20 protein-coding genes and 1 pseudogene are annotated in these 23,772 nt (G+C 52.1%); 16 read left to right on the top strand and 5 right to left on the bottom strand.

Going from position 1 to position 23,772, the window contains the following annotated elements; genetic code table 11:
• Positions 1 to 207: 207 nt before the first annotated feature.
• The 4 genes from ACWGKN_RS00210 to ACWGKN_RS00195 all read right to left on the bottom strand — a co-directional run bounded on the left by ACWGKN_RS00210 (position 208) and on the right by ACWGKN_RS00195 (position 5,463).
• The gene (locus tag ACWGKN_RS00210; RefSeq protein WP_035233847.1) at positions 208 to 2,172 is read right to left on the bottom strand and encodes an FAD-dependent oxidoreductase; all 1,965 of its coding nucleotides are present in this window, start codon (positions 2,170 to 2,172) and stop codon (positions 208 to 210) included.
• A 359-nt stretch (positions 2,173 to 2,531) separates the two neighbouring features.
• Positions 2,532 to 3,404: an AAA family ATPase gene (locus ACWGKN_RS00205; protein ID WP_035233848.1), complete on the bottom strand. Its 873-nt coding sequence runs from the start codon at positions 3,402 to 3,404 to the stop codon at positions 2,532 to 2,534.
• Positions 3,405 to 4,363: 959 nt separating this feature from the next.
• Positions 4,364 to 4,735, bottom strand: coding sequence for a hypothetical protein (locus ACWGKN_RS00200; protein WP_452094455.1), 372 nt, complete (start codon positions 4,733 to 4,735; stop codon positions 4,364 to 4,366).
• Positions 4,732 to 5,463: a hypothetical protein gene (locus tag ACWGKN_RS00195; protein WP_452094454.1), complete on the bottom strand. Its 732-nt coding sequence runs from the start codon at positions 5,461 to 5,463 to the stop codon at positions 4,732 to 4,734. The genes ACWGKN_RS00200 and ACWGKN_RS00195 overlap by 4 nt, the downstream gene beginning before the upstream one ends.
• 181 nt (positions 5,464 to 5,644) lie before the next feature.
• On the opposite strand from ACWGKN_RS00195, the gene ACWGKN_RS00190 reads away from it, so the two are divergent.
• The 14 genes from ACWGKN_RS00190 to elbB all read left to right on the top strand — a co-directional run bounded on the left by ACWGKN_RS00190 (position 5,645) and on the right by elbB (position 20,816).
• Complete coding sequence (locus ACWGKN_RS00190) at positions 5,645 to 6,859, top strand: TetR/AcrR family transcriptional regulator (protein ID WP_424255198.1); 1,215 nt, start codon at positions 5,645 to 5,647, stop codon at positions 6,857 to 6,859.
• A gap of 231 nt (positions 6,860 to 7,090) precedes the next feature.
• A complete protein-coding gene (locus tag ACWGKN_RS00185; protein ID WP_452094453.1) occupies positions 7,091 to 7,861 on the top strand; it encodes a hypothetical protein in 771 nt (256 codons plus the stop codon).
• A 623-nt stretch (positions 7,862 to 8,484) separates the two neighbouring features.
• Complete coding sequence (locus tag ACWGKN_RS00180) at positions 8,485 to 8,919, top strand: Zn-ribbon domain-containing OB-fold protein (protein ID WP_424254619.1); 435 nt, start codon at positions 8,485 to 8,487, stop codon at positions 8,917 to 8,919.
• A gap of 59 nt (positions 8,920 to 8,978) precedes the next feature.
• Positions 8,979 to 10,148, top strand: coding sequence for a thiolase family protein (locus tag ACWGKN_RS00175; RefSeq protein WP_035234000.1), 1,170 nt, complete (start codon positions 8,979 to 8,981; stop codon positions 10,146 to 10,148).
• 75 nt (positions 10,149 to 10,223) lie between these two features.
• On the top strand, positions 10,224 to 10,973 hold the full coding sequence (locus tag ACWGKN_RS00170; RefSeq protein ID WP_035234002.1) for an SDR family NAD(P)-dependent oxidoreductase: 750 nt from the start codon (positions 10,224 to 10,226) through the stop codon (positions 10,971 to 10,973).
• A gap of 32 nt (positions 10,974 to 11,005) precedes the next feature.
• Entirely contained in the window at positions 11,006 to 11,752 is a 747-nt protein-coding gene (locus ACWGKN_RS00165) for an SDR family NAD(P)-dependent oxidoreductase (RefSeq protein ID WP_035234005.1), read from the top strand.
• 153 nt (positions 11,753 to 11,905) lie between these two features.
• Positions 11,906 to 13,135 carry a CaiB/BaiF CoA transferase family protein gene (locus tag ACWGKN_RS00160; protein ID WP_035234007.1) on the top strand — a complete coding sequence of 410 codons (1,230 nt, stop codon included), beginning with the start codon at positions 11,906 to 11,908 and terminating at the stop codon, positions 13,133 to 13,135.
• The gene (locus tag ACWGKN_RS00155; protein ID WP_424254623.1) at positions 13,125 to 14,354 is read left to right on the top strand and encodes a CaiB/BaiF CoA transferase family protein; all 1,230 of its coding nucleotides are present in this window, start codon (positions 13,125 to 13,127) and stop codon (positions 14,352 to 14,354) included. The genes ACWGKN_RS00160 and ACWGKN_RS00155 overlap by 11 nt, the downstream gene beginning before the upstream one ends.
• 29 nt (positions 14,355 to 14,383) lie before the next feature.
• Positions 14,384 to 15,613 (top strand): acyl-CoA dehydrogenase family protein, encoded by a 1,230-nt coding sequence (locus ACWGKN_RS00150; protein WP_035234011.1) that lies wholly within the window; start codon positions 14,384 to 14,386, stop codon positions 15,611 to 15,613.
• Between the two features lie 118 nt (positions 15,614 to 15,731).
• Positions 15,732 to 16,502, top strand: a complete 771-nt coding sequence (locus tag ACWGKN_RS00145; RefSeq protein ID WP_035234013.1) for an enoyl-CoA hydratase/isomerase family protein — start codon at positions 15,732 to 15,734, stop codon at positions 16,500 to 16,502.
• Between the two features lie 15 nt (positions 16,503 to 16,517).
• Positions 16,518 to 17,273 (top strand): adenine nucleotide alpha hydrolase family protein, encoded by a 756-nt coding sequence (locus ACWGKN_RS00140; protein WP_035234015.1) that lies wholly within the window; start codon positions 16,518 to 16,520, stop codon positions 17,271 to 17,273.
• On the top strand, positions 17,270 to 18,157 hold the full coding sequence (locus ACWGKN_RS00135) for an electron transfer flavoprotein subunit alpha/FixB family protein (RefSeq protein ID WP_035234017.1): 888 nt from the start codon (positions 17,270 to 17,272) through the stop codon (positions 18,155 to 18,157). Before ACWGKN_RS00140 ends, ACWGKN_RS00135 begins: the two co-directional genes overlap by 4 nt.
• 3 nt (positions 18,158 to 18,160) lie before the next feature.
• Entirely contained in the window at positions 18,161 to 20,131 is a 1,971-nt protein-coding gene (locus ACWGKN_RS00130; RefSeq protein WP_035234019.1) for a heterodisulfide reductase-related iron-sulfur binding cluster, read from the top strand.
• Positions 20,132 to 20,156: 25 nt separating this feature from the next.
• Positions 20,157 to 20,816: an isoprenoid biosynthesis glyoxalase ElbB gene (elbB, locus tag ACWGKN_RS00125; protein ID WP_035234021.1), complete on the top strand. Its 660-nt coding sequence runs from the start codon at positions 20,157 to 20,159 to the stop codon at positions 20,814 to 20,816.
• A gap of 93 nt (positions 20,817 to 20,909) precedes the next feature.
• On the opposite strand, the pseudogene ACWGKN_RS00120 reads toward elbB, so the two are convergent.
• A pseudogene (locus ACWGKN_RS00120) lies at positions 20,910 to 21,344 on the bottom strand (transposase); the annotation flags it as partial.
• A 68-nt stretch (positions 21,345 to 21,412) separates the two neighbouring features.
• Between ACWGKN_RS00120 and ACWGKN_RS00115 the strand changes: the two are divergent.
• Together ACWGKN_RS00115 and ACWGKN_RS00110 are read left to right on the top strand one after the other, a co-directional pair.
• Positions 21,413 to 23,215, top strand: coding sequence for a hypothetical protein (locus ACWGKN_RS00115; protein ID WP_452094452.1), 1,803 nt, complete (start codon positions 21,413 to 21,415; stop codon positions 23,213 to 23,215).
• Positions 23,205 to 23,687 carry a hypothetical protein gene (locus ACWGKN_RS00110; protein ID WP_452094451.1) on the top strand — a complete coding sequence of 161 codons (483 nt, stop codon included), beginning with the start codon at positions 23,205 to 23,207 and terminating at the stop codon, positions 23,685 to 23,687. Before ACWGKN_RS00115 ends, ACWGKN_RS00110 begins: the two co-directional genes overlap by 11 nt.
• Positions 23,688 to 23,772: the final 85 nt, after the last annotated feature.

Below are 23,772 nucleotides of genomic sequence, written 5' to 3'. Positions count from 1 at the left end.
ATGCTCGTAATATGCTCGTAAAAACCAAAAAGGGTGAGGATTTTCCCCACCAAAGCCTGGCCTGCGGGAATACCGATCGCCGTCAGACTATCAAGCAATATTTAGGCCACCGATTCAGGTACAATATAGGATATTCTTTCAGTATGTCAGGACTTGTCAAAAATGGCCTGTGATTTGCCTTGCATCATCTGACCTTAAACGATGCTGTTACATTACACGGCCGACCATAAAACCTTGGCGCACCGCAGCAAGCATATCGCCGGGCTGTCGACAGTCACCGATGACGTGAACCGGAATACCGTAACCACTGAGCTCCGCCGCAAGTTCGGGATCCGCTTCATCACCGGTGCAGAGCACTACAAAATCAGCACTGATCAATTTTTCCTCGCCCTTGACTTCAATCTTGACCGCATTTGGAGTTAGCTCGCTGGCATAGGCCTGTACAATCAGCTGCGCACCTTTTTCGCCGAGTTGCAGCAATAGCGGTATCCGCGTAATTGCTGGCATTTCCTGTCCCATTGTGTCCTGCATTTCAATAATGGTGACGGTCTTTCCTCTCTCTAGCAGGTAATGAGCGGTTTCCAGGCCGACCAAGCCTCCACCGATGATCACCGCCGAATCTCCTAGGGCGGCGGCGCCGTCATTCAGAATCTCCTCTACCGTTTTCAAAAGGCCGTTCGATTTTACTGCAAATTCGGGAATATGGGGTCGGGAGCCAGTCGCCACGACCACCACATCTGGATTTTCAAGTTGCACGGCATCTACATCAGCGGCGCGGTTCAAGACAATCTGAACCCCTTCATTGACGGCCTGTTGATGGAGAAACGCCATGAATTCAGAAAGTTCTGTTTTCCACGGAGGCTTGGCGGCGATTTTCAGGCGGCCGCCGAGATCCATTTTTTTTTCCCACAGCATTACTCGGTGGCCCCGTTGGGATGCTACGATAGATGCCTCCAAACCGGCCGGACCTCCCCCTAACACTAGGATCCGTTTCGTCTGCTTTGCTTTAACCGGTCGGATACGATCCGTTTTTTCCCGACCTAGTATTGGATTTACCAGGCAGGTAATCGGCCGTCCTTTCTCAATATTTCCCACACAGCCTTGGCAACATGAGACACAAGGCCGAATTTCATCCCAACGCCCCTGTTGGGCTTTTTTCACCCAATACGGATCGGCCAGCAAGGGCCGTCCCAGAGCGATCATGTCGGCCCGGTTCTCTTGAAGTACCCGCTCGGCAAAATCCACATGCCGTATTTTGTTGACCGCGATTACGGGGATAGACACCGCCTGTTTGATGTTCTCGGCCAGATGGACGATGCACCCTTCCGGCATGCCCATAGTTGCTTCTGCCGGGATGAAATTCTTGCCCCAGAGAATGTTGCCAAATCCCACAGAAACGTGCAGGGCGGCTACCCCGTGAGATTCGAGAACTTTGGCGATGTAACGGAGCTCTTCCGCCGTATTCCCTTCCTCCGGCTCCTGGCCGTTCATGCGGCAGACGATGGGGTAGTCGGGACCGACTTCATCGTTGATTCGTTTAATGATATCCAGAACGATTTTAAGGCGGCTTTCCAAGTCACCTCCATATGCGTCCTTGCGCTTGTTGGCCCAGGGCGAAAGGAATTGTCCGAGGAGGTACATGTGGGCACAATGTAGCCCGATCATGTCGAAACCGGCTTCGACCGTTCTCCGGGCCGCCTGACCGAACGACTTGACGATGTCGTCGATCTCGTTAACACTCAGCGGCCTTGGGACCACATGCCCCGGCGAAGGATGGGCCAGCGGCGACGGTGCCACAGGCAACCGGCCACCGGTGCGGGTTAGGTGCATGGTGCGTGACGACAGATAGCCAGCCCTGCGTCCGGCATGGGATAGCTGGAGCATCGCCTTGGCACCCTCTTTTTTTATGGCCTGGCTTAACCGCGTGAGCCCTGGGATACATCGGTCATGATCAGCAGCCAGTGGGTTATCGGTGTTTTTCCCTAACGGATAGTCCACGATCCCGTCTTCAACCGTTACCAGCCCCACACCGCCGCGGGCCCGCTCCTGGTAGAAGTGAATCATGCGTTCGGTCACGAGGCCATTTCTGGAATAATGACTGGTCATCGGAGCCATGACGATCCGGTTCTTAACTTGAATGCCGCCAATCTCAATGGACTCAAATAGCTTCAAATTCGGCCTCCCTTGGTCGAATGCGATTTGTTAGTTTTGGAGGAATATTGATATCGGATACCTGTGCAACAAGACATATGATATCTTATCATATATCATATGTTTATGCCAACATACATATCACATCGCTGCCTCAAAGCATCCTCCGGCATTGTAGCTGAAGTTGCATCATGACCGGCAAAATCTACATCCATGCAAAATCGGGTTGGTTCGAACGGTGAGAAGTGCTGTGAACGCGCGGGTATGGACGGCGGGAGAGCAGATTGGCTAAAAACATTTCAAAACAGGACCGAGTTTCAGGTCTACTGCATTTGCCCGTAAATCGAACGGCGCGAAACCCGGTCTCGATTGTCGCAAGGTTATGAGTTTAACACATCCTTGGTATATCTTATATATTCGGTTTTGTTCTTTTGCCGGTATCCACGGTCCAGCTGTAACGACAAAAGGATCGATTCCAAGGTTTCTTTGCTGGTCTGAACGCTGGTGACAATCGCTTCTTTCAGAGTGGCGCCGGCGGCGATCATTTCCCCAATCATCAGAGTGATGCGGGTCGAAATTTCAATACTGTTTTCCGAATTGCCGCGAAGCAGGTTGATGGCATTAATCACTTCATCGGCCTGTTCTTGGCTGATTTCGGTTTTCTGAAGCAGTACTTCGCGCTCTACCTCATTGGGCAGATAGTCCATTAGAATCATGTAAAAACGATCACGCAAGGCTGGATCGAGAAGTTCGGTTCCGATAAATTGATCACCCTCATTGAGGGTAGCAAAAAAAACAACACCATCTGCGACCTTCAACAGGCCAAGCTCATCCATCCATACCTCACGGTCATCGGAAAGAATCGAAAAAAGCATATTAAGAGCCTTGGGATTTTCCGGCCGGTTGATTTCTTCAAGGTGGATGACGCAGTTGGGGGTTTGCAGTGCCTGAGGAAAAAGAAACTGTTTGTATTGAGTTTCTCCGTTTTCCAGTGTGTATTCACCAAATAGTTGCGCGGGTTCTGAAAGGATACCGACCTGGAACGTAGCCATGGGCTTATTGTGCACCGCCGCAAACTGGCGTACAATGGATGACTTACCGCACCCCTGCCTTCCGGCAACCAATACATTTATTGGATGGCGTTTGGAGATGGTGTTAATCTTGTCCAAAATACTCAAAGTTTCGCTGTCGGTATAAAAAAACGGGTCTTCTTTGGGCACGCTCAAATTATGTTTTTTTCTGTTTGATTTCAAAGTTTACCTCCTGACGTCTGAAGCGGTTAGCATATGGACTGCTAGCAGTAGCAACGAAATTGACGGTTGGTTGGCAATCCGTCGCTGGACAATCGACAATGATTAATAACTCTTCGTACGCACTCGATTCCGATATCTCATCAGATGAGATGTACGCAGCAAAAAAAATATTCAACTGAGTATAATTCAACTTTAGCGATGATATGTTGTCAAGCATTTTTCCAATTCTGCGAGGGAAAACAGCGCTAGATGTCAACCTTGATAATTGTCAGGGAAATTGTCCGAAAAGACGAATGTGAATATATGCTGTATATATAAATACTTAAAGTATTTTTATATTGCTATTACACCAAGCGTCGGTGAAAGGCAAATCTTTGTTTGTCCCTGCGAGAACGATGCCGTTTAGAAAAACAAAAAAAGTGGAACTGGTTTTTACATTTTATTATTTTATTTTGAGTGTTATTCTAGTTTTTTTAGTGGAATTTATCAGAACTGAGGGTAACGCCGGTTTCTCCAATTTTCAAAGCAGAAAGGGTAAGTACTCGCAGTTACTGAAATAAGTTCACAGGCATTTTCATCTTGCAGTCTCGTTAGTGGCCGACGTCTGGTATATCTATGGAGGTCACCGACCTCGGCCAGAGAAGATCGGAGGGTATTTTCGTCTGTCATCCTGCGTGGGGATCAATTATTACGCTGTTCAATTTCGCAATTGTTGAAGTAAAAGATGGAAAATGTAAGGTCGGATGATCTGAGAAATATGGTGATCGTCTTAGGGCCTTGCTCCTTAAAGCCTGTCATTCAGTTTAGTACCTTCTTGAGGGGTGTAAAAACAAGAAAATTGAAAATGTTTTCAACATTAACGATTTGAGTATACCACCAAGGCAGTTGCACCCCTCAAGAGGGGTGCTTAAAAGATTTCCGTCTATCGAGGTTAGCAATATATATTCAATGTCATTAACTTAAAGGATCGGTTTGTAGTTTAAGCAGAATTTTCTCTGTGCTCTTTTGTGGTTACGCGGATATTTTCGTCCCGGTCTCACTGGTTCCACCGCCCTGGCGATTGTCTCCAGAAGATCGGAGATGATTCGCAGAATGGTTTTTCTGGTTCCCCGGAACAGCACAACGATCGTATCCCGCATGGTCGAAAGAGCCTGGGTGAAATTGCTTTTGTAGCCAATTGTTCTGGATGCTGCTGCTTTTTCGACTCGTTCACGTGCCGAGGCGACCAGTATCGAGGTGATATTTTTTGAGAAAACTGCGGCATGAAAGTCTTGGTATACTGAGAGTGAGCTTTTGCCGGAGAAATTTTCCACCTCGATTCGACATTTCATGACTTTGTAGTCCTCTTCAATGGGCCAACGTTCATGATAGAGTTCGGCGAAGAGATTTTACAGGAGATTCTGGCACAAAAAGCAGCTCTATGAAAAAGAATCAACTTGAAAAGCCAGAATGCGGGATAGCCTCGATCCAGCAAGACCAGATCCTTTTCGTTCAGATGCTGGAAATGCGTGGCCGCCAGTCCCCTTTCTCCGCAGCTTTTGGGCGCGATAAGGGCATGATGCGTTATTTTGTTGAGCGGATCGAATAGTTGAGAGATCCGAGCCATGGGCACCGGCTCTCCCAGCCTGGGATGCCATGCGCCGAAATGCTCGGCAATTTCCGGAAAGTCCGGCAGTTTCACCGTCGAACCATCCACCGCTTTCAGGAAGAAACCGTTCCAGGTCAAAGGAGAGCAATGTTCGTTGAAATAGGTGACCGTTTCCGTGTTGAGTTCGACGAACGCCTCGTGCTCGAGCTTTTTTCCGGCTTTGCACAGGGCGGCCTTGGAGACGACATGTCGTGCCACCACTGTGCCTGAGAGGATTTTCCAGAACTTGTTGAGTTCCGGCTGGTAGGAGCTTTTGATGAAATTGCAGAAATACAGGATGAGCGCGGAGAAAGGCAGTTTTCTGTCGCGTGTGAAATCAGAGGAATGCTTCCGGTTGCGGTTGACGAAATCTTGAGAGAAGATGATTTTCTGTACGAATTCAATCAGATTGGCACAAGTCTTGGAAAGCATCCTCCGTGCCAGTTCGCTCAAAATTTTTAAAAAAATCGGACATAGCGACCTCCTGCTGCAAGTGAAGTGATTAAGATGGAAGAAACTACCGAAATATAGCATTAACATATTGTTTTGACAATGTTTAATCGAATATTTAGGGCGTTAAGTTAATGACATTGAATATATATTAGGAGAGATTGTGAGTAGAAACCAAAAGAAAGAAGCGATCATCAAGGCTGCTCAAGAAATTTTTTCTGAAAAAGGCGTCCGCGACACGACCATCACAGAGATTGCCAAGAGGGCCGGTATCGTCGACTCAAACATTTATCACTATTTTAAAAACAAAGAGGACCTGTTGTTTTGGGCCTTGGATGAACAGCTGAAGTGGTCGTCTGATGAGTTGGCCTTTCAGTTTAAAGGTATACTGGGGCCCGTCTCCAAACTTGGCAAAATGATCTGGTTTCACCTGCATCTGAACGACTTTGATAAAGGTAATGCCCGGATACGTAAGAATCTGCTCTTAGAGTGCCGTTCCAGAAAGGAATTCTATAAACACGAATGCAGTAAAACTCTTCAGAAACATACCCGGATGCTGGTTGATATTCTCCGCCAGGGGATCGAAGAAAATTATTTTCACAATGATATTAATATATTCCTGGTGAGGGATATAATTTTCGGATTTTTGGATGAAGAATCCCTGACCTGTCTATCCGCTGAGGAAATTTCCGAGACCCTTCCTGATTTCGATGCCATCATGGATTTGATCCTAACCATGATCGAAGTTCAATCTGAAAATGAAACTCAATCTATGGAAAAGATAGGAAGAGCTGCTATGGTGCAAGAGGCGGCCAAAGCAGTTTTCGCCGAAAAAGGGTTTGACAAATCAACTACTTTGGAAATTGCCAACCGGGCAGGTGTCGCTGAGGGAACCATCTATGAATACTCCAAAAACAAGCAGGATCTCCTGTTTTCTATTCCCAGGGAAAAGTTCCAATCTTATCGGCACCAGATGGAAGAGGCTTACCGGTCTACTGATCCATTGATTCAACTGCGCCAGATGATGTGGAGTCACTTCTGTATATTTCTGTCCGATCGGCGCTTTCTTCTGGTCTATCTTAATGATGTCAAACTGAACAAACAATTCTACACATCAGGATCCTATCCCCAATTGCTCCAATATCTCGACATTCTTTATGAAATCCTCGATCGCGGCAAACAGAAAGGCGTGTTCAAACAAACCCTGAACAACCGAATATACCGCAATCTGTTTGTTGGTGCCTTTACCCACATGGCTATTCGCTGGTTTATCCACGGTAACCTTAGTCCACTCGCGGTTATGGAAGAGTTCACTCAATCCTGCGATCTGCTTTGCCGCGCCATTTTGGTCAAACCTGGGCAGTCTGATACTTTATGATGTTCGGCGGGTAGGGAGTGTAGTATGGCAGCAATTCCCGCTTTGAGATAACTCATTGATTTTACGTTATGTAATTTTCTGTCTTTCGTAAACTTTTTAACTGCGGCACAATCTGCCCGACAAGAAAACAATATGGTAAATTAACGCCGGAGGCGATTTTAGGCTTGACAAACCCCAAGAGGGTCATAGCGATTTATTGTAGGAAAATCAATAACCTACAAGGAGATCGCCATGAATGTCCACAAGATCATTCGCCAAAAGCAGCTCGCCAACCGTCGTCAGGATACAATCAGCCAACGTAAACACTTGAACTTCGACGCCCTCATCACCACTATTCGGGAGGATTTCGGTAAGATTGCCGACCACCGGGCCGGCAACGCCAGCATCTCCCTGGTGGACGCCCTGGCCAGCGGCTTTGCCATGTTCTCCCTCAAACATTCCTCCCTGCTGGCCTTCGAGGATGAGTGGCGGGAGGATCCCACCTGCCTGCACGGGGTTTACAAGGTAAACGGCGGCTCTGGTCGGGAATCAGAAACCGTTTCGAGCTCCTCGACTGCCCGTCCATGGAGGCGATCCTGCTCCACATCGTCGGCCGAGGCAAGCCCCTGCCGCAACTGGAATGACCGTCACCGGCAATCGGCCGGGGGATGGGTAATTTGTCAAAGATCAGAATGCTTGCCGGGTGCTGCCCGCGGCTGCAACGGGGTAATATTGCCAAAAAACGGCAAAATGGACTATGTTACGGATGACTCGGCCAGTAAAAGTGATAACCGGGCGCCATCAGACCCGGACAGCCACCGAAAAAAAGTAAAACAAGCCACCTGTGCCATCATAATGTTGGCAAGTGGGCCAAAGCGGGAATGGCTGGTAGTATGGGCATGCGAGGCTCCTCTGTTTTTTTGTTCTTGGAAACTTCAACTTACCATGAGTGGGCCTCGCATTCACTATTATGTTCCTGTTATTACTCAAACTTTCCCATTTCCTGTGAAAAATCGCTCTTGATTTGCCGTGTAATATCAAGCAGTTAGCTTTCGCCAATTTTTCACTGCATCGTCTTGAAATTATAAAAATAAATATTTCTCCGAACTCGGTTCGGATTCGAATCACGGGCCTCGCTTGCCAGGATCTCGGGTCAGCCGGGTCTAAAAACGGGAAACTTCAGGTCAGATGAACCTATAGTGTTAAAAATTTGAGTCATTTTCAAGCAACTCGGCCTAGTAAAAATCGATATGCCAGGCGCAGTGTTGTCCTGTAACAAGGAAGGATTGGGGGTTGTTGCCGCGAGGGGCTCATTCTAGTCCCACTCCATGTTTGCCACCGCTTTGCTGTCCTGCGTATTCAGTGTCGATACCGTTTAAATAGCACAATAGACGAAAAGTTCTGTGGGAAGATCAAAATTATCCATTGACACCGAATTGAAATCATGCTTGAATTACACTCAGTAGAAGACTTAATAAATGTGTCACTATAAATTGTAGCATCTATGTAATCAATAAATAAATTCATTAAATGCCCTATTTTCAATATCATGTTGAATTTATCAATAACAGATAGAAATAGATTTCTAATCAGTAAAAGGATCGTTGTCTAATAATTATCAAAACCAACCTTGAAAGGAGTGTCCCATGGCCGACGCCAAACCCAAAAAAGAGAAGAAACCCGATATCACCTTTTTCCATCCCGACCTGCTGGAGGTTCCGGAAGACGGGTCGCCCCCCTATCTAAAAGGGTATCGTTGCAAGAAATGCGGCCAGCTCGACTTTCCCAAACTCGATCTCTGCCCCACCTGCTGGGGTAAGGAATTCAACATGGTTCCGTTGTCGCGCCGGGGTACGCTCTACAGTTATGCGGACTGCTACATCGGCCAACCCGGCATGGAGACCCCTTACATCGTCGGCTACGTGGATCTTCCCGAGGATCTACGCATCTTTGCCATGCTCGACGGCAAGGTCGAATCCTTTCGCTGCGACGAAACGGTCGAACTGGCCGTCGGCCCCATCCGCCTGAACCAGGATGGCGTGCCCATCATCAGCTACAAATTTAAAAAAATCGATAAATAAGCGCGTGCCCGTGTGGGAAGCGATTCTTTTAAACGACGCCAATTGGAGGAGTATCAAGGATGAAGCTGAATCGTGAAGTGTTTATCATCGGGGTCGGCGAGACGCCGTTCCGCAGGCATGAACTGGATTACGACGCCCTAGGTCGATGGGCAGTGACCCAGGCCCTGGCGGACGCCAACATCACCGGACCCGATGTCGTGCAAAGCGCGTATGTGGGTAACGCCACCAACGGCATCGTCACCGGCCAGACGATCTTCAAGGACCTGGGGATGCTTTCGAAAATGCCCATCATCAATGTGGAGAGCGCCTGTTCCGCCGGCGCCATGGCCGTGCACTTGGCCATCAAGGATGTGGCCTGCGGCCTGACCGAGGTCTCCATGGGCGTCGGCGCTGAAAACCACACCCTGCACCGGTCATCCGGCGCGGCCTTCACCCCGGCGATGAACGATATCGAAACCGTGCATGGCGGCGTCATGACCGCCAAGTACGCCATGCGGGCCACCCGCTACATGCACGAGCGTGGCGCCACGATCGAGGATTTCGCCATGATCACGGTCAAGAACCGCAAGCATGCCACCCACAACCCGCAAGCCTGGTTCAAAGGTGAAATCTCCGTCGAGGAGGTGGTCAACTCGCGGATGGTCGCCTACCCCATGACCCTGCACCAGTGCTGCGGCATCGCCGACGGCGCCGGCGCCGTGGTGGTCTGTTCCAAGGAGATGGTCAAGAAATTGGGCATCGAAAAGCCGGTGCGCGTGGCCGGCACGGTGGTCACCTCCGGTCCCTACCACAACCGTCCCAGGGACATCACCGGCGATGACATCACCGAGGCGACCAGCCACCAGCTTTACGAGGAGTCGGGCATCGGTCCCGAGGAGGTCGACATTCTCGAACTGCACGACGCATTCACCATCGCCGAACTGCTCTACTACGAATGCATGGGACTGTGCAAGGTCGGCGACGGCCTCCAGTTCCTGCGCGACGGCCAGTCCACCTACGGGGGCCAGTGCGTGGTCAGCCCCCGGGGCGGCATGCTTTCCTATGGCCACCCAATCGGCGCATCAGGTGCAGCTCAGATTGCGGCCAACGTGAAACAGATGCGGGGCCAGTGCAAGGGCTACCAAGTGGACCCAATTCCGCGCGTGGCCATGACACATGTCACTGGTGGCGGTCTGTCGGGAACCGAACACGCAGCCTGCACCATGCATATGCTTGTGAGCGGCTGGTAGAATGGCTTGGGAGTAGAGCGAGCTATTGTGGCTAGACCTTTTGGTGCGTGCAACGTACGGATAAGGAGGATTCAAGTGGAAAAGGTAAAAAACAGAGTGGCTGTTATCACCGGTGCCACGGATGAAATTGGTTCGGCGGTCTGTCGCAGACTGGCTGGCAAAGGTGCTATCGTCGTCGCGGTCGACACCGATCGTGAGAAGATAGATGCATTGGTTGCGGAAATCACTGCCGGAGACGGCAGGGCCATGGCGGCGGTCATCGACCCGACCAATGGAGAACAGATTAAGAAGATGATTGCCGACGTGATCGACAAGGCCGGCCCGATCGATATTTTAGTAAATAATTTTGACTACCTGGATGAAAAACTAGTTGACGTTGTATCCGACGAACAATGGCATCGTGCCTTCGAACAGAATGCCGACCCGATTTTTTTCCTGACCCGTGCAATCTTGCCCGACATGAAAACCCGCAAATACGGCCGAGTGATCAACATCAGCAGCCTGTCATACCTTGGCTTCCAGGGTCTGTCCAGCTACGCGGCAGCCAAGTCCGCACTTTTCGGGTTAACGCGGTCTCTGGCCCTCGAATCAGCCAGAAACGGCGTCACGGTCAACTGCGTTGCCAAAGGCGACATGGCCACCGCGGGCATGGATGAGGCAACAATAGAAAAATGTATCAAAGCTATACCTGTGCGAAGAATGGGAAAACCCGAAGATGTTGCCAAAGCGGTTGGTTTCTTTGCTTCGGATCGATCGCCTTATGTCACCGGGCAAACATTTTTTGTCTGCGGCGGGAAAAGTATCCACTTTTCCATGTCCATCTAAGCGTCGGACATCTTTATATTTGGAGGTCTTACATGGGTATTGAAAACAGAGTCGCCTTGATCACCGGATCGGCCAGCGGTATGGGCAAGCAAACAGCCCGTCTGATGGCGGAGAACGGGGCTAAGGTAGTGATCAACGATATTCAGGCCGACAAGGTCGCCGAAACGGTCGAGGCTTTTAAAAAGGATGGCTTCGACGTCATCGGTCAGGTGGCCAATATCGCCGACAAAGCCGCCGTCGAAGCAATGGTCGAGAACTGCGTCAAAGCTTTCGGCAGACTCGACATCTTGGTCAACAACGCCGGTATGGAACGGGCCGGTGCATTGCGCAAATTGAGTGAAGCGGATTGGGACCTCACGATTGACGTTAACTTGAAGGGGGCCTTTCTGTGCAGCCAAGCCGCTCACAACCATATGGTTCCGAACAACCACGGACGGATTATCAACATTGTTTCGCGAGCTTGGCTTGGTGGAGCCGGACAAGCTCCCTATTCTTCTGCCAAAGCAGGTCTTATTGGACTGTCGCGGGTCTTGGCCCTGGAATTGGGTGGCAAAGGTATCACCTCTAACTGTATCGCCCCCGGCTTGATTCATACCCCCTTGTGGGATCAACTGGAGGAGAAGTCAAAAAAATTCCTACTATCTAAACAGCCCACCGGAAGCTTGGGGACTATCGATGACATTGCCGAAGCAGCAATGTTTCTTGCGGATGACGAAAGTAGTTATTTCACGGGTCAGGTCTTATATGTATGTGGAGGTCGCAGCCTCTTTTCCGGTTGATTGACGGACGGTCGCCTGAGCTTCGGATGTATTCCGGCTCAGGCTTTTTCTTTTTGCAGAAGGTTCCAGTTGTACTGAATCCATGCAAATCTGCCGTTTCTCACCCTACCCAGGATTTGGGTGAACCCCCAAAGATTGTCAAGGAGGATACTGATGGATGCTAATTCTTTAGCGGGTGTGAGAGTGCTGGACTTTACCGGTACGCTCGGACCCTACGCTGCGAAACTTTACGCCAACCTGGGTGCCGATGTAATCCACCTCGAGCCTATTTCCCAGGATCCAATGCGGGACATAGGTCCCTTTTACAAGAACGAGCCGGGGAAAGACCGCAGTCTTCAATTTCTTTACTACAACACGGGAAAGAGAGGTCTAGCCCTCGATCTGTCCCGTAAATCTGGCCAGGACCTGTTTGTGCGACTCTGTGCAACCGCGGATATCCTCTTTGAAAGTTTTGCGCCCGGATATCTCGAAAGCCTCGGGCTCTCCTACGACCGGCTCAGCGGCCTTAATCCCAAATTGGTTCAGACCTCCATAACCCATTTCGGCCATTTCGGGCCCTACCGCGATCTGCCGGGATCCGATCTGGTCAACGCGGCCTTGGGCGGATGGCTCTTCCTTGCGGGCGTCGATAATGACAAACCCGTCCGTTCCTGCGACAACCAATCTTACCGTATGGCCGAGGCGTATGCCGCCGTGGGCAGCGCCATCGCACTGTTTTTCGCCCAGCGGACCGGCATCGGCCAGTTCGTGGATGTCTCCTGTATGGAGTCGGTGGGTATGGCTCTCGAGAATGCAGCCCAGTATTGGGATCTGGAAGGGACCAACCGCCGCGGCCGTGGCACCGAGGCCGGGTCGGCCACCGTGCACCCCTGCAAAGACGGTTTTATCGCCATCGTGGCCATCATGGGCAAGAACAAGGGCATGTGGGAGTACTTCGCCCAGTGGATGAAGGAGGAAAACATTGCGGAGTGGGAGGTCTTCGAAGAGGATCGCTGGATCGAACCCGCCTACCGTAAATCCAAGGAAGGCTACGAGACATTTTGCCGAATATTCGAGCGCTTCACCATGCAGCACAGCAAGAAAACATTGTACGAGAAAGGCCAGGCCCACCGCGTGGCCCTGACACCAGTGAGCAATGGCCAGGATCTGCTGGAAAACCCACAACTGATCTATAGAAAATTTTGGCAGACTCTTCATCATGAAAATCTGGGTGGGGATGTGGTCTACCCTGGTGCCCCATATGAATTCGGCGAGCTTGAATGGCGGCTGGGCCAACCTGCACCAAGATTCGGACAGCACACCGCTGATATCATGCTCGAGATCGGCTACGATCAAAATCAGATCGAAACCTTGAGCAAGGAGGGAATCATCCATGTCGGTTAATTTGAAAGGCGCCCTCAGCGGCATCGTCGTCTGTGATTTTTCCTGGGTCGGGGCTGGTCCAATCGCCACTAACATCCTTGGGCAGTGCGGTGCCGAAATCATCAAGATCGAAAGCAAGAAGCGTCCCGACATCCTGCGCAAGGGCGGTCCCTTCAAGGACGGCATCGGCGAGGGGCTGGAGCGCAGCGGCTATTTCGCCAACCGCAACCCCAACAAGAAATGCATCGCCCTGAACATGAGCAATCCCGAAGCAAGGGAGGTGGCCGTCCGACTGATTAAGAAAAGTGATATCATCATCAACAACTTCCGTGTTGGTCAGATGGAAAAGTGGAATCTGGGATGGGAGCATGTAAAAGAGATTAATCCCAGGATCATATATGTCACCATGAGCTTGCAGGGCGTTACTGGACCCCACAAATCCTACATGGGCTTTGGGGTCAATCTCAATGCATTGTGCGGGCTCACCGCCAGGGCCGCCTTTCCTGGGAAACGGCCGTATGGCACCGGTACCAACTACACCGATCACGTGATGGTTCCCGGCCACACACTCTTCGGGCTCCTGGGGGCGCTGATCATGAGAGAGAAAACCGGCAGGGGGCAGACCGTGGAAGTGTCCCAGCTGGATTCGGCCATCGCCATGAAACCGTCCGACGCTATGGCCTATGCGGCCAATGGGGATATTCTTGGGCCCCTGGGGTATGGCGATCCCGATGCCGCCCCCCATGGTTTATATACCACTCTGGGATACCGCAAATGGATCGCCATTGCTGTCTTCGCGGAATCGGAGTGGCAAGCGTTTAAGCAGGCCCTGGGGCATCCGGCCTGGACGGCGGACCCCAGGTTCGCGACCCTCGAAGGGAGAAAGGCCAACGAAGAAGAGCTCAATCGCCTCATCGAAGCTTACACGCAGACGCGCTATGCCGAGGACTTGATGAAGAAGTTGACCCATTTTGGGGTGTCAGCCGGCGTGGTGAACGATGCCCGGGGCGCCATTGAAAATGAACACCTCCGCCAGCGGCGATTTTGGGCCTACCTGGATCATCCGGAAGTGGGCTCGACTCTCTATAATCGCCAGCCCGTAGTTTTTTCCAAAACACCGGCCCAGATGGAATCTGCTGCGCCCCTGTTGGGACAACACACCCGAGGGGTATTAAACGAGATGTTGGGATATTCGGAAACGGAAATCGACAAGATGATCGAACAGGACATCTTAATTTAACTCAATTATTCGCGGAAAAGGAGACGGCAATGGATTTCGCTATTTCAGAAGAATTTATGATGCTAAAAGATTCCATGCGAGAGTTCGTCAAGCGCGAACTGTTGCCGCTGGAAAGAGATTTTCTCGAACGTGACATGAGCCTTTGGACGGTGCCGGGGCCGCTTCTGCCCAAGGAGCAGAGCGAACGGCTCAAGAAGATTACCAAGGAGCTTGGCTTCTGGGGGATCGAGGTCGGCGAGGAGTTCGGCGGCCAGGGGCTGGGCATGTTGGCCAAGACCCTTGTCATGGAAGAGCTGTGCCGCTCGTTCATCGGCTTTTCGCCCCATGGCTTCACGCTCCCGCCGGACGCGCCCAACCTCTACTACCTGCACAGCTGCTGCGTGGGCAACCAGCGCGAAAAATACTTCCAGCCCTATGTGGATAACCGTTTGGATTCGGCCATGGCCGTCACCGAACCGGGCGCCGGATCCGATGTCAGTGGCCTCAAGACCACGGCCGTGCGCAAGGGCGACAAGTGGGTGATCAACGGCACCAAGACCTTTATCAGCAAGTGCGACAAGGACAACGTCTTCTACATCCTCATCGCTGTGACCGACAAGGAAGCCCCCACCAAGAACCGCTTCACCGCCTTTCTGATCGACAGGGACACGCCCGGCGTGCGCGTGGGCCGCGAGATCCCCGTGATCGGCGCCATGCCCACCTGGGACCTGATCCTGGAGGATGTGGAAGTGGGCGACGACGCGATCCTCGGCGAGTTGGGGAAGGCCTTCATTCCGCTTCAAAATCGCTTCGGCGTGCGCCGCATCGAACTGGCCTCGCGCTGCACCGGCATGGCCGAGCGCATCATCCAGATGATGATCGACCAGGCCAACACGCGGATGACCTTCGGCAAACTGTTGGCCGACCGCCAGACCATCCAGAACTGGATCGCCGACGCCACCATGCGTCTGGAGAGCGTGCGCTGGATGCTCTACTACACCTCATGGAAGAGCGACCAGGGCATTACTGACCTGCGCATCGAGGGTTCGAGCCTCAAGGTCATGGCCACGGAGATGCTCTGGGACATCGCCGACAAGGCCATCCAGATGCACGGCGGCGTGGGCCTCTCGAAAGAATTGGGCATCGAGTATGTGGCCCGCATGGTCCGCATCTGGCGCATCCTCGAGGGTCCCTCGGAGATCCACCGCTGGACCGTGGCCCGCGCCATCCTGAAGAACAAGAAACCCTACGATCCCTTCATTGTGGCTACCGAGGAGTGAAGGACCGCGTAAAACGCCGCTGGAGATGCTTGTCAGAGATTTACCGGCTCGCGCCGGAATGACAAAAAAAGGATCTCCATTCCGCCAATCCAGAACGTTTACAGATAAGGAGTGTACAATGGGTGTTGATTTTTTAAAAGAAAACCATGTGGCCTATATCACCCTGAACCGGCCGGAGGCCATGAACTCACTGGATCCCGAGTCGGTGACACGGCTGGCCGAACTCTGGGCCGAGGTGCGCGGTGACGACGACATCCGCGTGGCGGTACTCACCGGCACTGGCGAGAAGTCCTTCTGCACGGGTACGGACATGAAGAAGACCCCGCCGCCGGCGGAGTGCATGGCCTCCATCTGGCTGAGAGAGGGGCAACCGATCATTCCGCACATGAAGACATGGAAACCGATCATCTGCGCCATCAACGGCTACGCCGTGGGCGGCGGCCTGGAGATGGCCCTGGCCTGCGACCTGCGCATCGCCAGCAGCAAGGCCAAGTTCGGCCTCACCGAGGTCAAGGTCGCCAGCCTGGCGGGCCTCAACGGCACCCAGTGTCTGCCTCGAGCGATTCCCCAGGCAGTGGCTATGAAGATGCTGCTTACGGGAGAAATGATCGATGCTCAGGAGGCCTTGCGGGTCGGTCTGGTCTCGGATGTGGTGGAACCCGCAGAATTGTTGGAACTGGCCAAACGATATGCTACCAAAATTGCTGGCAACGCGCCATTGAGCGTCAAGGCCGCCAAACAGGCCGCGGTGATGGGACTGGACATGCCCCTTGAGCATGGTATCGCCTTCTCCCACCTGCTCTGGGGTGCCCTCAGGGATACTGAAGATCGCAAAGAGGGCTTTCAGGCATTCAGCGAAAAGCGTGCTCCCGAGTGGAAGGGGCGCTAAAAAGGAGGGATTCAGATGCATATCACAGTACTTGCCAAAGTGGTACCCGATTATGAGGTGCCGACAGCTGATTTCGAATTGACTGATGGACGAGCTCACAGCCGCTACACGAGAATGATTGGCCTGTATGATGAGAACGCCATCGAAACCGGCGTTCAGCTGAAGGAAGCCTATGGCGCGACGCTAACCATCATTTCTTACGGCAAGACTCAAGATGTCACCGTATTGAGAAAGGCTATCGCCATGGGAGGCGACGCACTCCATCTGGTGCTGGGGGATGCAGACGATCCCTTCGTGATCGCAGCGAATCTGAAAATGGCCATTGAGCAACTGGGAAATGTAGACCTGGTGCTTGCCGGCCAGCAGTCGGCGGATATGGATCGAGGTGTGGTGCACAGCATTTTGGCCGGCATGCTTGATTATCCGTTTTTGCCCCAGATCAGCACAATTAAATCTGAGGATGGCCGCTGGATGGTTGCGCAGGCTCATGAAAACGGAATTCGTCGGCTGGAATTCAGTGGCAAAGGGGTGCTCTCGATCACTAGCAGCCCCAAGAATGTTCCGAGAATACCAGCGGTGCGCTCTATTCTTGCAGCCAAGAAAAAACCTGTGGAGAAAATCGACGGAATTCCGGGAACACCTATGCCGGTGGCTGAACTTTCCGTCGAGATCCCGAAAATGGAATCGGTTTGCGAATTCCTGCCCCTGGACGATATGGCCCAGACCTGCAAAATCCTTTTGAGCAAACTAAGGGAGGAGCGATACTTATGAAAGCCCTGATCGTAGAGGTTATCGATGCCAAACGGATCGGAGAACTGGTCACCGTAGGCCGTATTTTCGGCGATACGCCTGATGTTGTCGCCTTGGGAACCGGCGATATTCCGGGCAATTACAACAAAGCTTATTGCAGTGATGCCGCCGTTGGCTCGAACCTGATCGATGGCTTGGTCGAGCTGATCCAGAAGGAGGGGTACGAAGTGGTACTGCTCTCGGCGACCACTGTGGGTGCCGAGATCGCCGGACCTTTGAGCGTCCGGCTGGGCGCGCCGGTACTGACCGAGATCATCGGCGCTAAGTCTGATATGACGGTCACCCGTCCAATTTATGGCGGTAAGGCTATGACGACCTTTAAAATTAATCAGACTCCAGCCATTCTGACCGTCCGCCGAAAATACTTCGAATCGGCAATTGCCGAAGGCACGACCACGCCCGTACCTCTGGCCGGCGCAGCCGGGGCGATCCGACTGGTTTCCGAAGAGGCAGTCGTGACTGAAGGGATTCCGCTGGACGATGCAGAGGTGATCGTTTCCGGTGGCCGAGGCGTGGGTAGTGGAGAGAAGTTTACCATTTTGCGTGATCTCGCCGGCATTCTCAACGCCGCCGTTGGCGCCTCGCGAGGGGCTGTGGATGAAGGCTGGGCCGAGCCGACCATGCAGATCGGACAGACTGGTAATATTGTGGCCCCATCGGTCTATTTCGCCGTGGGCATCTCCGGAGCCAGCCAGCATCTGGCCGGCATTGCCAATGCCAAGTGCGTGGTGGCGATCAACAAGGACGAAGATGCCAATATCTTTAAACGGGCCCGCTTTGGTATTGTGGAAGACTACGCGAAAGTAGTTCCGGCACTCATTCAGGCGCTGCAAGAGGAGCAGTAAAAAATGCGTATCCCTTATTGGAATATCAGTTATGGCATTCTGATTGATACCGTCGCCCTGGTGGCCGTGATTGTTTTTGTCTTCGGCCTCCATGGGCACTGGAAACGTATCCGCCTGGGCAAGGTGCGGATACGCTCGGCAAACGTCGATCATCCAGGTAAGATCGGTCCGGTGTTTGTCTATTCGCTGCTGAAAAACGGAATTTTGGGTGCCAAGCTCTATAAAAAAATCTTTACCGGCATCGCCCATGGCTTTTTATTCTGGGGCATGCTGGTTCTGGCCTTGGGTACAAGCCTGGTGGTGCTCAACCTGCTCTTTGGCCTGCCGGTGTTCGAAGGTATATTCAATCGCTGGTTCATGTCCTTTTTTCTCGATTTGGCTGGCCTTCTTGCCCTTTTTGGGCTGCTCTTTTTTCTTGTGCGAAGATGGTTCCCTCCCGAGCGGTTGATCACGCCCAGGGAACGAACCGGGTTTGGCGTCCAGATCGGCCTCTTGGCGGCTGTCATCGTCACTGGTTTTCTGGTGGAGGCCATCCGTATCGCCTCCACCGGGCCGGATCCCTTCTCCTTTGTTGGCAATTTCATGGCTGGCTGGCTGCCCGCCGACGCCCTTTCAGTTCATCGCATTTTTTGGTGGAGCCATGGCCTGTTGTGTATGGCCTTCATAGCATATATCCCTTACTCGCCCATGATGCATATGGTGCTGGTACCGACCAATACGGCCCTGGCCGATCCAAGACCCGGCAGCAAAATGGGTGTGATCGACTTCTCTTCATTCGATAATGACGATGACGAGGAGGGGGCGGCGGAGGAGATGCCGACCCTGGGGTGCTCGAGTTTGGCTGATTTCACTCGCAAACGTCTCCTGGACTTTGCCGCCTGTCTGTGGTGTGGACGTTGTCATGAAGTCTGTCCGGCCGCCATCACTAAAAAGCCACTCTCACCTAAAGGGGTAATGGTCACGCTGGCGGAAAGGCTTGCTGCCGGAGAAGTTGAGGACGCCACCCTGATCGATGATATCACTGAGGATGCCATTTTTGCCTGTACCACTTGCACAGCCTGCCTGGAGGCTTGCCCGGCTTGCATCAACCAGCCCAAAACCATCCTCAAGTTCAGACAGAACCTGGTGATGGAGCAGTCCCGTATTCCCGAACTCATGGCTAAGGCAATCAATAGCCTTGAGCAGCGGGCCCACCCGTTCTTTGGTACAGGTTCGGGGCCAAAGGATTGGTGCAAGGATCTGGAGGTACCATTGTTTGCGACAGGGGAAACAGAATACCTGCTCTGGATCGGTTGTTCGGTGACTTATGAAGAACGTGCCCAAAAGATCGCCCGGGCCATGGTGCGGATCCTGGAGTCGGCCGGCGTCTCCTATGGCATACTGGAAGAGTCTCGCTGCACCGGAGATCCGGCTAAACAGATGGGCAACGAATTCATGTTCACAGAACTGGCTCAGACGAACATCGATGAGTTCAATGAGTTGGGGGTGAAAAAAATCATTACATTATGCCCGCATTGTTACAACAGTTTTGACCGTCACTATCCGCTCCTGGGGGGAAATTATGAGGTAATTCCTCATTCTGTTTTTATTAACAGACTGATTTCCAATGATAAATTAGTTCTTAAGAACAGCCTGGAGCGAATCTGTTACCACGATCCATGTTATTTAGGTCGACGAAACCTGTTCTTTGATGAACCGCGGGAGGTGATCCGTAAAGTGGGCCAGCTGGTGGAGATGCCTCGAAGCGGTGCGGAGAGTTTTTGCTGCGGTGGTGGTGGCGGCAACTACTGGGCAGAAGAGGTTGGCGATCGTATCAACCAGGTTCGCAGCAAAGAGGCGCTGGACACTGGGGCTGATCGCATAGCCACGGCTTGCCCTTTCTGCCTGTTGATGCTTACCGACGGGGCCAAAAAGTTTACCGAGGAGCAGAAGACATTTGATATTGCCGAACTTGTGGCCGAACGACTGACATAGTTGAGTAACCAAGGGGTGCTAAAAAATGGAGCAAAAAAAAGTTGGTGTGTTGTTGTCGGGGTGCGGGGTGTTTGATGGGGCCGAGATCCATGAGGCTGTGCTGACCCTGCTTTACCTGGACCAGCAGGGTGCCAAAGCAGTCTGCATGGCTCCGGACATTGATCAGGCTCACGTGGTCAATCACCTGACCAATGCAGAAATGGCAGAAACCCGTAATGTGCTGGTTGAATCGGCGCGCATCTGCAGAGGCGAGATCAGGAATCTGGCCGAGGTGACGGCGGATGATATCGACGCGCTGATTGTTCCTGGTGGGTTCGGTGCGGCCAAGAACTTGAGTGAATTTGCCTCCAAGGGTCCTGCCGGTGCGGTTAACAGCCAGGTGCAGCGCATCTTGGAGGAGCTAATCGAAGCCGGCAAGCCTATCGGCGCCCTGTGCATCGCGCCGGCCACGGTGGGCATGGCACTCAAGGAGAAGGGGCCATTGATGACCGTGGGCAAAGATGAGAATGTGATAGGCGCGCTGACCACCATCGGTGTGAAGCATCGGCTCTGCGCGGTGGATGACATCACCGTGGACGAGGCTCATAAAATTGTCACCACACCGGCTTACATGATCGGACCCGGAATCAGAGACGTATCTATGGGTATTGAAAAGCTGGTCAAAAAAGTGCTCGCTCTGGCGTGAGCAGAAAGATAGGCAGGAACCTTCTGTGTATCATTGGCCAACGGAACGCTGAGCGGTGCATTGGAAATAAAATAGGAATACGTCGGTTCAGGCTCAAGCGTCCTGCGAATCAACAGCCAGACTGTCTTCCACGGCATTCCCATGCCGAGAGAGGGTCACCCGTCGCTTGGTGAACTCATACTCGATCGGTCCCTTGGTGCCCTCGGAGACTTTTCGCCGGTACCAGAAGAAATCGTTGATCCGCGCGGCAAAGGATTTAACGGAAAGCGATGCTTTGACCTGGTCGGAAACCAGCCCTTTCGTATGCCGTTGCCCGCCGTATTGATAGGTCTTTCGAATTACGACCGGGTGCTTGAGCCAGCATAACGTGTCTTCCGGTATTTGCAGGAGATATGTGACCCCGGTCAGTGCCTCGATGGCGGCTATGAACTTGCTGCTGTTGGCATAGACGGAATCGGCAAGGACATAACGGAACGGCAGTATGCCTTGGCCGGAGATGTCCGAGAGCATATCGACAGCAAGCTGTGGCTTGGTGCGAAAGAAATTCTTTCCTCAAACCAGAAAAGAATTTCTGAGGTACTCAAAAGAGGTGCTCAATGGAACGGCATACCAACGAAAATGAGGCTCGGACCAGAGGGGACCTCGTAGCCCCCCAGAATGTCATTCCAGCGGAACGCTTTTTCAAGAAATTGCCCGAACTGGCGATTGTCGGAGATGAGCAATCCGTAGATCGCATCGCTTATGAACTCTTGAACCTTTTACTGGACAGTACAGGGGCGGATATCGGCCAGATCAATCTTCTGCCGCGTGGCGGCAGGGTGGAAAAGGTTTGTATCGTCAAGGACGGCAAGCCGTGGCTGGGAGCGGATATGGGGCTGCTTCTGTACAATCCGAGCAAAGGGTTCTCTGGACGTGTCACCAGTACCGGCAAGACGCTGGTTGTGGAGGACATCTGGGCAGAAGTGGATAAAAAGGAACCGAATCCCTTCTTGGAGATATCCGGTTTCATGGATCGCCGCTATTTGGAGGAAATTAAGAAACCGGTCGCCAGTTCCATGTTTTTACCGATAAAACGGAACAACGAGATTTTTTGTACAATCGAATTGAGTCGCTATCGGGGCAAGGCGCCATTCAATTCCGCAGATCAGGCTCCCCTCGATGATTTTGCCGCTCAGTACGGCTCGGTGATTATCAATTACTTGCTGGATACCAAGAACCGTATTGCCCTCAATACGGCCTACTACAAGCTCAATAACATATCGCGCCTGGTCGCCTCCAACGGCAAGATCGACTATACCGACGCGGTTGCGGCTTATCGCACACTTTCTGCCGCAGACCTAGGGTTCGCCTTTTTCCGAAGAGGTGAAGGCTATGCGTGTCATGCGCTCTATCTGGTGGCTTGGTGTCGGGAAGAAATACGAGAGATCTGCTTTCCGGAATTCAAGCCCTCTGAGGACTCGGTTTTATGCAACAGTTCTGAAATCTCCTACCCGGTGGAGGGGAACTGGAACTGTCGGCGACTGCAGCGTTTTCGCAACCGCATAGTAACTCACACCGGGATTAAAACAAAAGACCAACAATTTCTTTTGGGCATCATCGATAAAATCAGATCCTATGTGGTTTATCCGCTGCATATGCTCAATCAGGATCTGGGCGCCATCCATCTCGCCTCTTCGCGTAACGATTTCTGTGAGTATCTCCATATGAGCCCCTTTCTTTCGCTTTACAACGCTCTGCTCAAGTCATTTCTCCTCAATGAACGGGTAGTTGATCTCTTGTCTCAGGTCAGCCTGAAAATCCACAATCCCGGCTTTTATTGCTTAGGCGGGCTAAAGACAGCGCTAATGCAGGAAAATAGAGAGCTGCTGAGTAATGCAAAAATCATCGGAGCCTTGAATTGCCTGGACGATTTATTGACCGAACTCCACGAGAAAGGAAAAATATTGATATGCCGCACAAGAAGCATCCACTTACAAAAATGGCTGCGTGCGTGGATCAATCAAAAACGCTCTCATCAGCCTAGCATCGAAATCAGCATGATAGTAACCCCTGCTATGCCGCAAAACTGTCATGTGCGCGCCAATTACGAGCACCTTGAGACTCTTTTCGAGAATCTGCTCGCTAACAGCATGCGGGCGATTGCAGAAAGACAGAGTCATGACCGCAAGGTCGTCGGCAAGATCGACTTGACACTCTCGAAAAACGGGAACGAACTCGAAGTCCGGTTTCAGGACAACGGGCACTCTTATTCAACCGTCAGTGGTCGTGGTACCCCGCAAATGCAGGCGATCATGCAGGAACTCAATGGCAGTTTCATCAGGGAGAAGCAACCGTATTGCGTCCATTTACGCTTTCCCTACAAGATAAAAGAAGACCAGGAGGTGCACCGTGAAGATTAAAGTTTTATTTTTCGATGACATTTTCAGCGACATGTTCCGAAAGACCCATGACGGTGAGCAGCTGGCTTTCGACGATGCCTGGTTCGATTCCATTGAGCGGGAACTCACCAATGGACAGATCAAAGGGATCGACTTTGAAATTGTGAAAAGCGGCGAGATCGAGCTATGGCCGTATTTGATTGAAAGAGCGGAACCGGATCTTGTGCTGCTGGATCTGTATTGGTATGAGCGGGCCAAACAACAAGGCGGCGAATGCCGTGCCATCGATATCAGCCTGGAAGCGCTCAAAGGTATTCGTAAACGATACCCGGATCTCCCGGTGATTCAATACACGGTCAAACCCGACCGGGAGACGATGGACCAATCCTATGAGGCCGGGGCGACTTTCTTTCTGGAGAAGGTGCCACTGGCCGTCCCGGAAGCACATAGCGCTTTGAAATATCTTATGATCTACCTCATGCGTTCCAAATAAAAAAAACGTTGTTGTGGCGGCACATAACCGGATTACCGGAGCAAAAGATGGCGAGGGGAGTGCGGGCTTGCTCAATAAGAGAACC

Source organism: Desulfoprunum sp., from assembly GCF_053613775.1.
This window is presented reverse-complemented; position numbering and strand designations above follow the sequence as displayed.

Coding starts and splice junctions, on each gene's coding strand:
- ACWGKN_RS00115 (WP_452094452.1), top strand. CDS start 21,413: ATGGAACGGCATACCAACGAAAATGAGGCTCGGACCAGAGGGGACCTC.
- ACWGKN_RS00145 (WP_035234013.1), top strand. CDS start 15,732: ATGGGTGTTGATTTTTTAAAAGAAAACCATGTGGCCTATATCACCCTG.
- elbB (WP_035234021.1), top strand. CDS start 20,157: ATGGAGCAAAAAAAAGTTGGTGTGTTGTTGTCGGGGTGCGGGGTGTTT.
- ACWGKN_RS00195 (WP_452094454.1), bottom strand. CDS start 5,463: ATGCTTTCCAAGACTTGTGCCAATCTGATTGAATTCGTACAGAAAATC.
- ACWGKN_RS00200 (WP_452094455.1), bottom strand. CDS start 4,735: ATGAAATGTCGAATCGAGGTGGAAAATTTCTCCGGCAAAAGCTCACTC.
- ACWGKN_RS00175 (WP_035234000.1), top strand. CDS start 8,979: ATGAAGCTGAATCGTGAAGTGTTTATCATCGGGGTCGGCGAGACGCCG.
- ACWGKN_RS00185 (WP_452094453.1), top strand. CDS start 7,091: ATGAATGTCCACAAGATCATTCGCCAAAAGCAGCTCGCCAACCGTCGT.
- ACWGKN_RS00135 (WP_035234017.1), top strand. CDS start 17,270: ATGAAAGCCCTGATCGTAGAGGTTATCGATGCCAAACGGATCGGAGAA.
- ACWGKN_RS00155 (WP_424254623.1), top strand. CDS start 13,125: ATGTCGGTTAATTTGAAAGGCGCCCTCAGCGGCATCGTCGTCTGTGAT.
- ACWGKN_RS00160 (WP_035234007.1), top strand. CDS start 11,906: ATGGATGCTAATTCTTTAGCGGGTGTGAGAGTGCTGGACTTTACCGGT.
- ACWGKN_RS00180 (WP_424254619.1), top strand. CDS start 8,485: ATGGCCGACGCCAAACCCAAAAAAGAGAAGAAACCCGATATCACCTTT.
- ACWGKN_RS00130 (WP_035234019.1), top strand. CDS start 18,161: ATGCGTATCCCTTATTGGAATATCAGTTATGGCATTCTGATTGATACC.
- ACWGKN_RS00165 (WP_035234005.1), top strand. CDS start 11,006: ATGGGTATTGAAAACAGAGTCGCCTTGATCACCGGATCGGCCAGCGGT.
- ACWGKN_RS00140 (WP_035234015.1), top strand. CDS start 16,518: ATGCATATCACAGTACTTGCCAAAGTGGTACCCGATTATGAGGTGCCG.
- ACWGKN_RS00150 (WP_035234011.1), top strand. CDS start 14,384: ATGGATTTCGCTATTTCAGAAGAATTTATGATGCTAAAAGATTCCATG.